This is a genomic window from Kitasatospora purpeofusca (assembly GCF_036010405.1).
In the GTDB taxonomy this organism is placed as follows: domain Bacteria; phylum Actinomycetota; class Actinomycetes; order Streptomycetales; family Streptomycetaceae; genus Kitasatospora; species Kitasatospora purpeofusca.
In genome coordinates this window covers 7,079,282-7,093,594 of the sequence record NZ_CP108561.1, presented here as the reverse complement: position 1 = coordinate 7,093,594, position 14,313 = coordinate 7,079,282, and the positions used below count along the sequence as shown (strand labels likewise).

General features: G+C 72.3%; 13 protein-coding genes and 1 tRNA gene. 6 read left to right on the top strand and 8 right to left on the bottom strand.

What is annotated here, in order from left to right:
* Positions 1-641: 641 nt before the first annotated feature.
* From OG715_RS31095 to OG715_RS31080, 4 genes are all read left to right on the top strand, one after another.
* Positions 642-1,064 carry a DUF7144 family membrane protein gene (locus tag OG715_RS31095; protein WP_266273982.1) on the top strand — a complete coding sequence of 141 codons (423 nt, stop codon included), beginning with the start codon at positions 642-644 and terminating at the stop codon, positions 1,062-1,064.
* A 233-nt stretch (positions 1,065-1,297) separates the two neighbouring features.
* Complete coding sequence (locus OG715_RS31090) at positions 1,298-2,653, top strand: diacylglycerol/lipid kinase family protein (protein ID WP_266273983.1); 1,356 nt, start codon at positions 1,298-1,300, stop codon at positions 2,651-2,653.
* A 219-nt stretch (positions 2,654-2,872) separates the two neighbouring features.
* Positions 2,873-3,037, top strand: a complete 165-nt coding sequence (locus tag OG715_RS31085; protein ID WP_266273984.1) for a hypothetical protein — start codon at positions 2,873-2,875, stop codon at positions 3,035-3,037.
* 396 nt (positions 3,038-3,433) lie between these two features.
* Positions 3,434-4,546: a tyrosine-type recombinase/integrase gene (locus OG715_RS31080; protein ID WP_266273985.1), complete on the top strand. Its 1,113-nt coding sequence runs from the start codon at positions 3,434-3,436 to the stop codon at positions 4,544-4,546.
* A 386-nt stretch (positions 4,547-4,932) separates the two neighbouring features.
* On the opposite strand, the gene OG715_RS31075 is transcribed toward OG715_RS31080, so the two are convergent.
* From OG715_RS31075 to OG715_RS31040, 8 genes are all read right to left on the bottom strand, one after another.
* Positions 4,933-5,009 (bottom strand) — tRNA-Pro (locus OG715_RS31075).
* A 146-nt stretch (positions 5,010-5,155) separates the two neighbouring features.
* The gene (locus OG715_RS31070) at positions 5,156-6,448 is read right to left on the bottom strand and encodes an MFS transporter (RefSeq protein ID WP_323182227.1); all 1,293 of its coding nucleotides are present in this window, start codon (positions 6,446-6,448) and stop codon (positions 5,156-5,158) included.
* A 140-nt stretch (positions 6,449-6,588) separates the two neighbouring features.
* A complete protein-coding gene (locus tag OG715_RS31065) occupies positions 6,589-7,068 on the bottom strand; it encodes a MarR family winged helix-turn-helix transcriptional regulator (protein ID WP_266273986.1) in 480 nt (159 codons plus the stop codon).
* A 222-nt stretch (positions 7,069-7,290) separates the two neighbouring features.
* A complete protein-coding gene (locus tag OG715_RS31060; protein ID WP_266273987.1) occupies positions 7,291-7,497 on the bottom strand; it encodes a hypothetical protein in 207 nt (68 codons plus the stop codon).
* 138 nt (positions 7,498-7,635) lie between these two features.
* The gene (locus OG715_RS31055; RefSeq protein WP_266273989.1) at positions 7,636-8,430 is read right to left on the bottom strand and encodes a DUF1684 domain-containing protein; all 795 of its coding nucleotides are present in this window, start codon (positions 8,428-8,430) and stop codon (positions 7,636-7,638) included.
* Positions 8,431-8,662: 232 nt separating this feature from the next.
* Positions 8,663-9,523, bottom strand: coding sequence for an acyl-CoA thioesterase (locus tag OG715_RS31050; RefSeq protein WP_266273991.1), 861 nt, complete (start codon positions 9,521-9,523; stop codon positions 8,663-8,665).
* 211 nt (positions 9,524-9,734) lie between these two features.
* On the bottom strand, positions 9,735-10,493 hold the full coding sequence (locus tag OG715_RS31045; protein WP_266273992.1) for an alpha-ketoglutarate-dependent dioxygenase AlkB family protein: 759 nt from the start codon (positions 10,491-10,493) through the stop codon (positions 9,735-9,737).
* Between the two features lie 196 nt (positions 10,494-10,689).
* Positions 10,690-11,502, bottom strand: a complete 813-nt coding sequence (locus tag OG715_RS31040) for a LysM peptidoglycan-binding domain-containing protein (protein ID WP_266273993.1) — start codon at positions 11,500-11,502, stop codon at positions 10,690-10,692.
* A 680-nt stretch (positions 11,503-12,182) separates the two neighbouring features.
* Here OG715_RS31040 and OG715_RS31035 point away from each other — a divergent pair.
* Positions 12,183-13,040, top strand: coding sequence for a hypothetical protein (locus tag OG715_RS31035; protein ID WP_266273994.1), 858 nt, complete (start codon positions 12,183-12,185; stop codon positions 13,038-13,040).
* Between the two features lie 308 nt (positions 13,041-13,348).
* Positions 13,349-14,167, top strand: a complete 819-nt coding sequence (locus OG715_RS31030; protein ID WP_266273995.1) for a hypothetical protein — start codon at positions 13,349-13,351, stop codon at positions 14,165-14,167.
* Positions 14,168-14,313: the final 146 nt, after the last annotated feature.

The window sequence follows — 14,313 nt, the reverse complement described above, 5'->3', positions numbered from 1 at the left end:
TGCCCGCCGGTAACCCGTGGGAGCAGAGGCGGGTCGGACGGCTGCCCTCGCGGACCAGGCCCAGCAGCGGGCGCGCCGGCGCCGGAGGCCGTCGCGGCGTCGGCGACTTACCGGCAATGGCATCGGATGTGCCAGATCTCAGCCGGACGAACTCCCGAGCGCGGATACACCGCTCGAATGAGCGTGCTCACACCGCGTTCTCGTGCCGCAGTTGTCTCTCATCCCACCGTAAGCAGCTCACTCCGAATTGCGCCATCGGACGTCGCCTCCGGCAGACGGCTTACCACGATGATCCGGCATCGACCGGCGCCTTGCCGAAGCCGGGGGCCGACTGCCACACCGCAACTCCCGTCTGCGCCAGGCACCACGCCCACGTGTCCCCCGGTGAGATCCGGGGGACACTACTGGTGATCGCTGCAGCCGCCGTCGACATCCGCGGACCAGCTCTCCGACAGCTCTTAGGCTGCCCTGGCAGCAGGTCCCCGAAGGCTCGACTCAGTGCTTCACAGCGGCCGTGAGGGCTTGGCGCAAGCGCTCCCACTTCCAACGAACCGGCAGCTTGTCGACCATCCCCCTCCGTGGACGCCCTGGCCCGACGTTTCCGCCGCCCGGCCGTGGACACCGTGAATCGAGGTAAAGGAATGTCCTCACCCGCGAAAACCCGCAGTGATTCGTCCGCGAGCCTGCGCAGTGGCCTGGTGGTCTTCGCCGCCGTGATGCTCCTGATCGCCGGATGTCTGAACATCCTCCGGGGAATCATGGCGATCGCCGAAGACGACGTCTTCGTCAGTACGCCCAAGTACGTGTTCCGGTTCGACCTGACCAGTTGGGGCTGGATCCACCTGGCCCTCGGTGTGCTCGCGATCGGCATAGGCATCGGGCTGTTCAGGCTCGCCCTCTGGGCCCGGATCCTCGGAATAGTCGTGGCGGCACTGCTCATCATCGCCAACTTCCTGTCCATCCCGTACTACCCGCTCTGGTCCGTCACCGTCATGGCCGCCTGCGCCCTCGTCATCTGGGGCCTGTGCGTGATACGCCGCGACGAGCCATCCCGGTCCACCTGACCCAGCAGCCGAGCCGGACCAGGCACCCTGCGTACATCGCAGCGCCGCCCCGACTCATAAGCCGACGACCAACGGCCCTGGCTGTTCGCAAGGACGGACAGGCCGCCGCGGTCAAGGGCTGAAGCCCGTCGAACTGTGACACCCGTCCGCTGACCGGTCGCATCCCGAGCCACCTGGGCAGACACCCGCCATAGAACTGACGGGACATCAGAGTGGATCGGAAGGAGGTCCCGATGGCAACGACCGATCCTCGCGCACCGTGGCGCGTCCGTCTCGTCGCCCTACTCGCGTTGGCCTGCCCGCTCGGCGCGATGGCGGTGCTGATCTCCGTAAGCGGACCAAGTGGCCTGATGATCCTCGGCATCGGGCTGGCCGGACTCGCTGCGGCAGCTGCCGGGACATGGTGGGCCCTGTCACATCACGGGCCCGTGCGGGCTGTCGGGGCACTGCTCGCGATCGCTGCACCCGCAGTCGTGCTTGTGCTCTACACCCGCGCCGGCCTGTGGCCCGCAGCGCTCGCCGCGATCGCCCTGCTGGCCGGCGGGCTGGCATTCGCACGATCGGCACTGCGCTCGGCGCACACCACCCACGGCATGCACGCGGTTGCTTGCGCCGCTCCCACGCAAGCAGTACTGATCATGAACCCGAAGTCCGGAGGCGGGAAGGTCGGCCGCTTCGGTCTCGCCGAGAAGGCCGAGGCCCTGGGCGCGCGGGTCATGCTGTTGGACACGTCCATGCAGACCGATGTCGCCGCCCTCGCCCGTCGTGCCGTGGCCGAGGGCGCGGACCTGCTCGGGGTCGCCGGCGGCGACGGCACCCAGGCCCAGGTGGCCGAGGTGGCCGCAGAGCACGACCTCCCGTTCCTGGTGGTCTCCGCCGGCACCCGCAACCACTTCGCCATGGACCTCGGCCTGGACCGCGACGACCCCTCACTCTGCCTCGACGCGCTGACCGACGGTGAGGAACTGCGGGTCGACCTGGGCATGGTGAGCGGCCGGGCCTTCGTCAACACGGTGTCATTCGGCGTGTACGCCCAGATCGTCCAGCAACCCGAATACCGGGACGCGAAGACGGGCGTCGCCTTGGCCGCACTTCCCGACCTCCTGCTCGGATTCGCCGGCCAGCCGCTGGACGCACTCTCGGACGGCACCCGCCTGGAAGCCCAGCAGGCCCTCCTCGTCAGCAACAACCCCTACGCCGCCCCCGGACCGCTGGCGGCAGGCGGGCGCAGACCCCGGCTGGACCTCGGGACTCTGGGAGTCGTCGGGGTTCGTGTCCGCAACGCGGCCCAAGCAACCGAGGTCGCGCTCCGCGGCACCAAGGCTGCAGGTCTCCACGTCCTGACCTCACCTCAGGTCACCGTCAGCGCCGACGGGGAAAGCATTCCGGTCGCGGTCGACGGCGAAGCACTGCAACTTCCCACCCCCGTCACCTGCAGCATCCGCCAGGGCGCGCTGCGGGTCCGGGTACCCAAGCACCGACCCGGTTCACCGGCGAGCAGGCCACCCCTCGAGTGGCGGCAGATCCTCGCCCTGGCGTTCGGCCGGCCGCTAAGGGGCCCGACCGTTGAGGATCAGGCCGGTAGGTAACGGCGACACGATACTGAACGGCCCCGGGGGATGTGGGCCCGGCCGTACACGAGCTGTCCACCCGATCGCGTGACCGTCGATAGAACGACTCGCCGCGCAGCATGGGCATAGGCGGCAGAAAGAGCAACCCACGCCCGCACCGGAGTCGTCCTGCACCCGCGCGCCGATCCCCGCCACCGCGAAGCCGCCCGCCGACGTGCCCGCCTGCGCGGACAGCCGATGGCATCGGCCGCCCTCCAGATCCACCGCCGCGCCTGGACCCGACGCTCCGGCCAACCGCGCGCCGAGAGCCTCGACGAGAACACCCCAGCCAAGGGCCCCGAGCCGTTCACGCTGATCCACTCCCTCCGGAAGCCCCTGCCCCCGGAGCGCTCCGGCGTGTAGTCCGTCGTGGCAACCGCCTCCAGCACGGCCACCAGCAGCCGTCCACCACCTGCGGCACCTGCCGCCCTTCCCACGCAGCACCTTCCACGTGCGGGTGCTCACCGAAAGTCGCAGGTCAGCGCCGTGATTCCGTGCTGGTGATCGCATGGTGGTCGCAGCAGGCCATCCAGGCGCGGGATGTGTAGCCTCGCGGGCTGATCAAGGAATCAGGACCGCAGGAGGCAGAAGAACGTGCGCAGTTCGGGACGGCGACGGGGCCGGGTCTACCGTCGGTGCGGGTGTCGTGACGCGGATCGGCGCCAGCTCGGGGCCGGGTGTCCTCGCCTGGCCGAGGAGGGGCACGGTACGTGGACCTTCGCAGTCGACATCCCCTCCCTCGACGGCCGCAGGCGCACCGTGCGCCGTAGCGGGTTCGAGGATGAGTGGCACGCGGAGGGCGCGCTGCGCCGCTTCCTCGAAGGCCGCAAACTCGGCTTCGATGCCGACCCGCACGAGACGGTGGCCGTCTACCTCACCAAGTGGCTCAAGGGTATGGAGTTCCTGCTCAAGCCCACCACCTACGCCCGCTACCGCACCTACGTGCTCTGCGAGTTGATACCCGTGTTCGGCAAGTTGCGCCTGGAGGAGCTCGCCCACGACCACATCGCCGCCTATGCCCACGACCACATCGCCGCCTATGCCCACGAGCAGCTCGACGCCGGTCGCGGACGCCAGGCCGTCTACCACTGCCTCGCGACGCTCTCCAGTGCCCTGGGCACGGCCGTGCGCACGCACCGCCTGCCCTTCAACGCCGCGCAGCCGCTGCCCATGCGCAAGCCCCGCCCCGACGAACGCGTCCCCTGGACCGCGGAACAGGCTGTCGCCTTCCTGGGTCACTGCCGGAATGTCGACCCCGCCTTCGCCGACCTCTTCGAGGTCATCATCGGCACCGGCCTGCGCAAGGGCGAGGCACTCGGTCTCCAGCGCCCGTGCGTGCGGATGGACGACCGCGTCATGTACATCCGCCACACCCTCTCCGCGATCGACAACCACGAACTCGTCCTGACCGCGCCGAAGACCAGGAAGAGCCGCAACTGGGTGCCCCTTTCCGAGCGCGTCGCCGCCGCCCTTCAGCGCGCCATGGCCCGCAGCACGGCCACTATCAACGGTCACGTCTTCCAGGGCCCCGACGGCCAGCCCCTCCACCCGGCCGCCGTCCGCCGGCGCTTCCACGAACTGCGCGAACAGGCCGCACTCCCCCACGTCACCATCCACGACCTGCGCCACCTCGCCGCCACCCTCGCCCTGGAGGGCAACGTCTCCATGGCCGTCATCTCCAAGACCCTGCGGCACTCCACACTCTCGACCACCGCCAACATCTACAGCCACCTGACCTGGGACGTCGCCAGAGCCGCCGTGAACACCATCGAAGCAAGGCTCCACCTCGTCGAGGCCCGTACCCAGTGCGGCCGGGACATCACCGACCTCGACGTCGGCTCGCCGAACCCGCTGTTCAGCAACGCGGCCTGACCAACGCACCCCTGAGGTCGGCTCAGCGTTCCGAGCCGCTCCGGCTCCGGGGCCGAAAAGTACCCGGGATTCCCGGCTCATAGCTGACACCCGATAAACGTGCGGCCCGTCGCGACAGACGACGCCGCAGGTTCCACCGGCATGCCCATTCCCCGCGAATCCGGGCCCATTTCTGCGCCGCCGAGGCGACCGGTCCGCGATCGGCCACACGCGGATTCCGGATAGGTGAACAAATACCCCGTCACGGCCGGGTCGTAGGGGCCAGGCCTGCGGAAACGCGCCCAGCAAGGCCGCGTGAACGAGCGTTCACGACCACCTTGCGACCACCAAAGGAAAAAGCCACTCCTATCGTTTCGATAGAAGTGGCTTCCGACCTGCGAAAAAGCTGGTCGGGACGACAGGATTTGAACCTGCGACCCCTTGACCCCCAGTCAAGTGCGCTACCAAGCTGCGCCACGTCCCGTGGTCTCGTGGCCCGGGCTGAGCCTGGGGGGCTCGGCTTCGGGTTTCTCGACCTTGTCGGCCGGTTCTCCCGGCGACGTGGAAAACAATACAGCACGTCGGGGGGTGCTCGCTGCAGGGTTGTCGCGGGATGGGTGGGGTGGGGGGTCAGGGGGTGGGGTGGCGGGCGTCGTAGCGGAGGAAGGCGGGGCGGCGGGCGGCGAGGAGGAGGATGGCGGCGACGCAGGCGAGGCCGCCGCTGACGACGGAGACGGTCGGGCTGGTGAGGGAGGCGACGGCGCCCGACTCGAAGTCGCCGAGGCGGGGGCCGCCGGCGACGATCACGATGAAGACGCCCTGGAGGCGGCCGCGCATCTCGTCGGGGGCGGCGACCTGCATCATCGTGTTGCGGAAGATCATGCTGATGGTGTCGGCGCAGCCGGCGACGGCGAGCAGGAGGAGGCCGAGCCAGAGGTTGCGGGCCAGGCCGAAGGCGGCGATGGCGAGGCCCCAGGCGGCGACGGCGGTCATGACGGCGGCGCCCTGGCGGTGGATGCGGCCGACCCAGCCGGAGAAGAGGGCGCCGGCCAGGGCACCGACGGCGGGGGCGGCGGCGAGCAGGCCGACGGTGCGGGCGTCGCCGCCGTAGAAGGTGACGGCGAGGGCCGGGAAGAGGGCGCGCGGCATGCCGAAGATCATCGCGGCGAGGTCGGCGAGGAAGCTGGTGCGCAGGTTGGGCTGCTCGCGCAGGAAGCGGAGGCCGTCGAGGACGGAGGCGCGGCCCTTGCGTTCGCCGAGCGGGCGCATGGCGGGCAGGCGCCACATCGCGTAGAGGGTGGCCCCGAAGGCGACGGTGTCGACCACGTAGGCGGCCTGGACCCCGTAGGCGCCGATGAGGACGCCGCCGATCATGGGGCCGACGGTGAGGCCGAGGTTCATGCTGACGGTGTTCAGGGCATTGGCGGCGGGGAGCCGCTCGGCGGGGACGAGGCGCGGGATCATCGCCGAGCGGGCGGGCGAGGCGAGCGCGAAGAAGGCGGCCTGGAGGGCCACCGCGGCGTAGAGGACCGCGACGAGGCCGAGGCCCGCGATCGCCTGGGCGGCGAGGACGGCGGAGACGACGGCGAGGCCGGCCGAACCGATCAGACCGAGGCGGCGGCGGTCGGCGGTGTCGGCGATGGCGCCGCCGTAGAGGCCGAAGGCGATCAGCGGGACCAGCGAGAAGAGGCCGACCAGGCCGGTGGCGAAGGTGGAGCCGGTCAGGTCGTAGACCTGGACGGAGACGGCGACGGCCGTCATCTGCTGGCCCATGGAGGAGATGGACTGGCCGAACCACACCCGCCGGTAGTCGGCGTGGTAGCGCAACGGGCTGAGGTCGGCGAAGGCTCCCCGGGCCAGCCGCCGGTAGCGGGACCGCGGCGGCGCTGAGGGCTGCGCGGAGGACGGAACGGAAGGCTGCACGGGGGCCGGGACGGGGGCCGGCGGCGCGTCTCCGTCGGCCGGTGAATTGGCAGGATGATTGGTCGACACAGTGCCCCATCGTCGTCCCGCCCGCCCCGGCCACCGACACCGGGGGCGCTTGCGGCGGCTCGACCCCGGTCCTAGCGCGGCCCGACGTTCTCCAGGATCCGGTCCAGCAGCGTCGCGAGCTGCGCGACCTCCCGGTCGCTGAGGCCCTTCAGCATGTCCTGCTGGCTGCCGATCGCGACGGAGGAGATCCGGTTGTACATCTCCTCGCCGTCGGGCGCGATCTCCACGGTCGCCGCCCGGCGGTCGACGTCCGTCCGCTTGCGGACGACCAGGCCGCGCCGCTCCATCGACTCCAGGTGACGGGAGAGCGTCGGACCCTCGATGCCCAGGTACTGGGCGAGTGCTCGCTGGATCATCGGACCCTCCAGCTTGAGGGCGGCGAGCACCGTCCAGGCCGCGAAGGTCGCACCGGCCTCGGCGAGGCGCTCCTCGAAGAACGCCCGGCAGGACTTCGCGGTCAGGTGCAGCTTGGGCGCGACGCTGCTCCGCAGCCACGTCGGACCGGCATCCGCCTCGGCGGCCAACCGTTCTGCGCTCTGCCGACCGGGCATCCGCGCCTCCCCATCGTCACGAAATCCTCCGTGCAGCGTAGCGCCGACCGGCACATCGACCAGTCCCGGGCGAGTGACCGTCGCTCGCAGGAAGCGGCACGCCGCGCGAGAGGAGGCCCGCACCGCGCCACCACGGTGCGAACCCCTTCCCGCGCACCCGGAAGGACCCACGCGCGGGAGTTCAGAGCACGGGAGTTCAGAGCAGGAGTTCAGCGCAGGACCTCAGAGCGGGACGACCCGGAACAGCGGAATCCCCCGGGCCGCCCGCTCGAAGCTCTCCGGCCGCTTGTCCGGCACCACGCCGTTCCTCACGAAGATGCTCGCGCCCATCGGGACCTGGGTCGGGAACTGCCGGGCGATCGGCCCGCGCTCGTGCGGCGGCACCTCCACCAGCCCGACCCGCCGCGCCCTGCGACCCCGCACCAGCACGCCCCCGCGAGGCTGTCAACGCGGCCCCTGTCGCTCCAACTCACCTACCGGACCCGGCAGATGGACTTCGGAGCAGGTGGCGCAGAACCCGCCGGCCCCGGAACGCACCGGGGCCGGCGGGCGCAACGAACCCGGCGCCTACCGGGTGAGGACCTGCTTCTCGCCCGCCTCCACCGGGAAGTCCAGCCGGTTGCCGGGCGGCGGGAAGGGGCAGATGAAGTGGTCCGCGAAGGCGCAGGGCGGCAGGTAGGCGCGGTTGAGGTCCAGCACCGTGCGGCCGTCCTCGTCAGGGGCGGGGAGGGTGACGAACCGGAAGCGGTAGGTGTCCCGGCCGCTGGTCGCGTCGGCGATCACGCCGCTCAGCCGGCCGTCGCCCGAGCGGCTGACCGTCAGGGTGCGGTGCTCACCGGCGACGGTGAACGCGATCTGCCCGGTCACCGCGAGCGGGCGCTCCTTGCCGTCGGCGTTCGGGACGAGCACCGTCTGCCCGGTGCCGTCCTCGAAGGGGGTGAAGACGGCCGGGACGGCCCACTCCGGCGCGTAGGGGTAGGCCGCGATCCCGGCGAACGACGCCCGCCCGGGCGAATTCGGGTCGAAGACCCGCAGGGCCGGCTCGCCCTCGCGCTCGATCGGCACCAGCAGGACCTCGCCGAGCGCGGCGGTGTCCGCCGCCGGGTCGGTGTCCGGGCGCAGCAGCACCTCGCCGTCGACGGGGGTGCCCGCCCCCGCGACGGTGACACCGTCGGCCGCCGCAGCCCGCAGCCGCACGCCCTCCGCGTCCGCCCACCAGACCCCGGGCAGGCCGGCGATCGCCGCCGGCTCCGGCTCCAGCCAGTGCGTACCGGTGAGCGCAAGCTGGCCGTGCGGCGCGCTGACGGTCGCCGCCCGTCCGTCGCTCCAGTGCTGCCATTCCTCCGCGGCCGTCGCCGTCATCGGCTGGCCCTCCCACTCCGGTCAAGGGCCCGCGGCGCGGGCCGTCCGTTCTCCGTCACCCCATCGAACATCCGGCACCCGGGCGCGGCATTCCCGGGCCCGGACACCGCCACACGGTCGTCGCACGGCCGTCACGCGAGCCACACGGCCGTCATGCGAGCCACACGGCCGTCATGCGGGCCACAGCGCGGTCACACCGGTCAACACGCCGGTCACGGGCCAACAGCACCGGTCACGCCTTGATCCGCCGGAACAGACCCTCCTGCACCACCGACACCACCAGCTGCCCGCTCCGGTCGAAGATCTGCCCGCGCGCCAGGCCCCTGGCACCGTGGGCGATCGGGGACTCCTGCTGGTAGAGCAGCCAGTCGTCGGTACGGAACGGCCGGTGGAACCACATCGCGTGGTCCAGCGAGGCCATGTCGAAGTGCCGGGTGCCCCAGAGCGGCTCGACCGGGGCCCGGACGGCGTCCAGCAGCGTCATGTCGCTCGCGTAGGTGAGCGCGCACACATGGATCAGCGGGTTGTCCGGCAGCGCCCCGTTGGTGCGCAGCCAGACGCCGCTGCGTGCCTCGACCCCGGCGAGCTCCTCGGTGCTCCAGCGCAGCCGGTCGACGTAGCGGATGTCGAAGGGCTGGCGCCGGCTGATGAACGGGGGCAGCTCGCCGAGCCGGGAGCCGACCTCGTCGAGTGCGCTCGGCAGCTTCTCCGGGCCGGGCACGTCGGGCATCGGGAACTGGTGCTCGATGCTGTCGGGCTCCGGGGCGTGGAAGTCCGCGGTCAGCGCGAAGATCGACCGCCCGCCCTGGATCGCCAGCACCCGGCGGGTGGTGAACGAGCGGCCGTCCCGGAGCCGGTCCACCTGGTAGACGATCGGCACCCCCGGCACGCCGGGCCGCAGGAAGTACGCGTGCAGCGAGTGGACCGGGCGGTCGTCGTCCACGGTGCGCCCCGCCGCCACCAGCGCCTGGCCGGCCACCTGCCCGCCGAACGTGCGCTGGAGCGCCTCCTCGGGGCTGCGCCCGCGGAAGATGTTCAGCTCGATCTGCTCGAGGTCCAGCAGTGCGACGAGATCGTCGACGGGGGTAGCCATGGGACACGTCCTCTCCGGACCGCCACCCGGGCCGGAGGTCTTCCGCCCCGCCGTCGGCAGCCCGTTCTCTCGAATTCTCCAGCTCAATCGAATTCCTCAGCGAGCCGGGACATTCCCCTCCCCCGGGCCGACCGCGCCAATTCACTCGAACGAGTTCGAACAGTAGCCCCTGCGCGGAACGTCACCGCAGGTGGGAGCCGCCTGGCACCGGTCACAGGCCCGACTGCCGGACGGTGATGTTCAGCCGACCGGTCAGCCCCAGCGCCGGGTCCGCCGTCCCGGGCAGGGTGCGCACCACACCGTGGTACGCGAACCGGGCCGGGCCGCCGAACACCAGCAGGTCGCCGCCGCACAGCTCCAGATCGGTCCACGGCCTGGTCCTGGTCTCCGTGTTGCCGAGCCTGAAGACGCAGGTGTCGCCGAGCGACAGCGAGACCACCGGGGCGTCGGCGCGCTCGTCGCGGTCCTGGTGCAGGCCCATCCGGGCACCGTGCGGGTAGTGGTTCACGATCGCGACGTCCGGCTCGTAACCGACGGCCCCGGCGATGCCCTCGGTCCCAGCACCAGCACCAGCACCAGCACCGGTACCGGTCCCAGCGCCAGCACCGGTACCGCCGTCACCACCGCCCGCGCTCCCGTACGCCTCGGCCACCGCCCGCCGGGCGAGCGCGCCGAGCTCGGGCGGGAAGGGCTTGACCGGGGTGCCGTCCTCGGCCACGGGCCGATAGCCGTACGGATACCAATGCAGCCCGAGGCTGACCATCCGGACGGACATCGTCCCGCCGGTGGGCATCCGGACGGTGTGCATCCCCGCAGGCGGGCGCGCCCACTCCCGGCAGGCGGCGAGCAGGCGCAGTTGGGCAGCGGCGTCGAGCCAGCCGGGGAGCAGCACCGCCCCCGGGGCCGGCTCGGACCGTCCGCGCTCGGGGGAGGCTTCGAAGAGTCCGCCGAACAACTCGCCCTGGGTCACGCTCCCATCCTCGCGCACCCCTCCGACAACCGCCGGAAACCCCCGACGGCCGCCCTCCCGTGGTGCGGGAGGACGGCCGTGGAGGCGTGGACCGGACAGCGTCGGACCGAACAGCACCGGACCGGACGCTGCCGGTGCGGACGCCGCCGGATCAACCGGCGTCGGATCAAACACCGCCGGATCAACCGGCGCCGAATCAGACGGTGAGGGTCTGACCCGGGAGGATCAGGTCCGGGTTGGCACCGATGACCGTGGCGTTGTTGTCGTACAGGGCGTGCCAGTCGAGGCCCTTGGCGGCGGCGATGCTGCTCAGGGTGTCGCCGGCCTTGACGGTGTAGGTGCCGTTGACCTGCTTGGCGTCGTTCGAGGTCCAGGACTTGCCGGACTTCGCGGCCTTGTCGGCCTTCGGCGCGGCGTCGGCCTTGGGCGCGGCCTTCGGAGCCTCGGCGGCCTTGGGGGCGGCCGGCTTCGGGGCCTCAACGGCCTTCGGCGCGGCCTTGGGGGCCTCGGCAGCCTTCGGCGCAGCGGCCTTCGGAGCCTCGGTCGCCTTGGGGGCGGCCGGCTTCGGGGCCTCGGTGGCCTTCGGGGTGGAGGTGTCGACCGCGGCGGCGGCGCCGCCCTTGGTCAGACCGGCCTTGACGGAGCAGACGGGCCAGGCGCCCGGGCCCTGCGAGGCGAGGACCTTCTCGGCGACGGCGATCTGCTGCGCCTTGGTGGCCAGGTTGGCCTGCGAGGCGTAGGCGGTGCCGCCGAAGGCGGCCCAGGTGCTGGAGGTGAACTGCAGACCGCCGTAGAAACCGTTGCCGGTGTTGATGGCCCAGTTGCCGCCGCTCTCGCACTGGGCGACGGCGTCCCAGGTGGAGACGGAGGCGGCCGAGGCCGAGGTGGCCGTGACGAGGCCGGCCACCGGCAGGGCCGCGACAGCGGCGCCCGCCACAACAGCCATCCGGACGCGGTTGCGCTTGGTGGCCGTGGTGGTGGCAGCGGCGATCTCGTTACGGAAGGTCATGAGGTTCCTCTCGACAGCCCCGGGAGGGCATGCGGAACCAAGCCCTGAAGGGTCTGGAAATCGCTCGCCGCGTCCGTCGGGCGACCGGAGACGTGTCGGACGTTCCGTGCCGCCCCGGCCACCCTCCACACGCCGGCGACCTGTTCGAGCGGTCGCTTCGGCGGGCACTGCCGGCGCCGGTACGAACCGGCGGGCTGTGCGTCGGGGGTGAACCCGGGTGGTGCTCGTTGCACCGCCAATGAAGCTACGAGGCGGGCGGCCGGGGTTCAAACAGCGGGAGGTCTCCCCAGCTCAGCACGGGGTTACCGACGGTAACGACCATGCAAATGTGTCCAATTTGTCCGTTTTAACCGTCATTTCCTAGATCAAACATCGGCGAGCCGTGACTCACCTCACCGTTTCATTCCGGCAGTCCCGCCATCGAGATCGACAGATTGCGACGCCGAGAACACCCTCCGCGATCGGATCAGAGGCAATTCCCGTCACCCCTACCCCCCACCCGTGACCCCTGCCACAAGGGCCCGTTGGTAAGGGCGGCCGGGCCGCCGTCGCCTCCCGGCTCGAACAGACCCGACCCTCCGGCTCCACCCCGTTCGACCCCGGGGGCCGGCCCCGAGACCCCGGGCGCCGGTCCCGACAGCCCCCACCCGGTATTTCCGACCCCGCACCGAGGAGACCCAGTGCCGCGCATGCTCGACGTCAGCGACGAGGTCCGATCCGAGATCGGCGACGACGAGGCCGACCGCCTGCTCGGCGGCGCCCACGCACCCGACAACTACGAATGCACCTCCTGCCGCACCCCCGGCGACGCCCTTCTGGAGCCGACCAGCACCGTGCTCTTCGTCGGCGACGAGACAGCCGTGCTCGCCTTCGCCCATGCCCGCTGCATCCCGTCCCAGGTCGTCCCGGTCGCCGAGGAGCAGCTGGCCGGCGCCGTCCGCAGCATCAGCCAGGCCCAGAGCGACGTGTCCGCCGACGCCGCCCGGCTGCAGCCGTCCCTCCCCGCGCAGGCCCTTCCCGCCCCCGCTCCGGCGTCGGACCCGGCCGGCCGGACGGGCGCACCCGGCCAGGCCGCGATCCTCGGCATCACCTGCGGACTGGTGCTGCACGGTGGCACCGGCCACGCCTCGCTGGTCGTCGAGCCGACCGGGCCGGTCGGCCGCCCCGGCAACACCACCGGCGAGGACGAGTTCCTCGACCTGCTCCAGGACGCGGGCTTCCAGCCGGTCGCCGACCTCGACAAGACGCCGGACCAGCTGCCCGGCTGGTCGGTGCTGGTCGCGATGGGCAAGCTGCACGCGATCCTCCAGCCGGCCGCGGCCGGGGGCAGCACCGGCTGGTGGCAGGCCCATCAGCCGCTCCAGGTGACCGACGCCTGGCGGTTCGCCGCCAACCAGCTCGGCGAGGTGACCATGTACGCCGTCCCGGCCGGGACGGTCGGCCGGCAGCCGCGCGAGGACCTGCTGCGCCAGGCGCTGGAGCGCGCGGTGGCGCTGGGCCAGGTGGTGTCCGCCTCCCTCCCGCTCGCGGGCACCTGAGCGACGCCCGGGACCGCAGGCCGGGGCGCCGAGCGCCTCGCGTAAACGGATGTCGGCCGGACCACCAGCCGGAACGCCGACCGAACCGCCCGCCCGTGGAGGCCGCTGCCCGAACGCGGCCTCCACCGGCGCCGGCCCGGGGCAACGGCACCCCCGCCGCACGCCCCGCCGCACCCCCGCCACACGCCCCGCCACCCCACCACCGCACCCCGCATCCCCCGGCGTCCTCACTCGTTGGGCCCTGCGTGTACAGCTACGACGTCCCCGCAGCCCCTCGGCGGTCCGCCGCCTCCCGCGCGATCCCGGGCATGCGCCCGTCGTACGACGCCGAGCACCCGCACTCGGCGACGCCGATCTACGACGAGCTGTACTCCGAGTACCGGCGCCTCTTCCGTGCCCTGCCCGGCGACCGCTCCGGTGAGGAGGACCTCGCCTTCGCGGGCTTCGCCGTCCGCGACACCGGACCGGGGCGCGCCGACCACCGCGCCGACCACCGCGCCGACCACCGGACCGACCACCGCGGCTACCCACCCCAGCACCAGGCGTTCCAGACGTACGCGGGCCAGGCGCTCGGCCTCCCCCAGTTCATGCCGAGCCAGCCGAGCAACCCCGACCCCACCGGCCCGGCCGAGCACCACGGCCACGCCGCCCAGCACACCGGCCACCACAGCAGCACCGGCCACCAGGGCCCGCACAACCAGCAGGCCCAGCACAGCCAGCACAGCCACAGCAACCTCCCCGCCCTCCCGGCCCAGATCCACGCACACGACCAGGGCCAGGGCCACACCCACGGCGGCCAACCCGGCCACGCGCCGAGCCCGTACGCGACCGGCTTCCACCCCGTCGCGGCCCCGGCCCACCCTCACCCGCATGCCCCGGCCCAGGCACACGCCCAGGCCCAGTTCGGCACCGGCCAGGGCTGGGTGGCGGCCGGATACCTCGGCGCCGTCCCGCACCCGATGGCGACGCACCTGCCCGCGCCCGTCCCGGTGACGGTCCCGGTCCCGGCCCCCGTGCCGACCGTGGGCACCGCCTACGGCCCCGGCGGCGGCCCGGGCACGACCACCGGCGGCCGCCACCGCAGCCTGCTCTCCCTGCCCCCGGGCCGCAGCGGCGACCACCACTGACCCACCGCGCACCGCACCCGCGCACCGCACCCCGCACCCCACGCACCGCACCCCACCGCTCCCGGCCGGACACGACGAAGGGCCCCGCCGCCCGGTCCGAAGACCGGCCGACAGGGCCCTGCCCCGGGGCTTCCGCCCGGCTCACC

Excerpts from the sequence above, each read along its gene's own strand:
- OG715_RS31095 (WP_266273982.1), top strand. The coding sequence starts at position 642 with ATGTCCTCACCCGCGAAAACCCGCAGTGATTCGTCCGCGAGCCTGCGC.
- OG715_RS31090 (WP_266273983.1), top strand. The coding sequence starts at position 1,298 with ATGGCAACGACCGATCCTCGCGCACCGTGGCGCGTCCGTCTCGTCGCC.
- OG715_RS31085 (WP_266273984.1), top strand. The coding sequence starts at position 2,873 with ATGGCATCGGCCGCCCTCCAGATCCACCGCCGCGCCTGGACCCGACGC.
- OG715_RS31065 (WP_266273986.1), bottom strand. The coding sequence starts at position 7,068 with ATGCCCGGTCGGCAGAGCGCAGAACGGTTGGCCGCCGAGGCGGATGCC.
- OG715_RS31055 (WP_266273989.1), bottom strand. The coding sequence starts at position 8,430 with ATGACGGCGACGGCCGCGGAGGAATGGCAGCACTGGAGCGACGGACGG.
- OG715_RS31050 (WP_266273991.1), bottom strand. The coding sequence starts at position 9,523 with ATGGCTACCCCCGTCGACGATCTCGTCGCACTGCTGGACCTCGAGCAG.
- OG715_RS31040 (WP_266273993.1), bottom strand. The coding sequence starts at position 11,502 with ATGACCTTCCGTAACGAGATCGCCGCTGCCACCACCACGGCCACCAAG.
- OG715_RS31030 (WP_266273995.1), top strand. The coding sequence starts at position 13,349 with ATGCGCCCGTCGTACGACGCCGAGCACCCGCACTCGGCGACGCCGATC.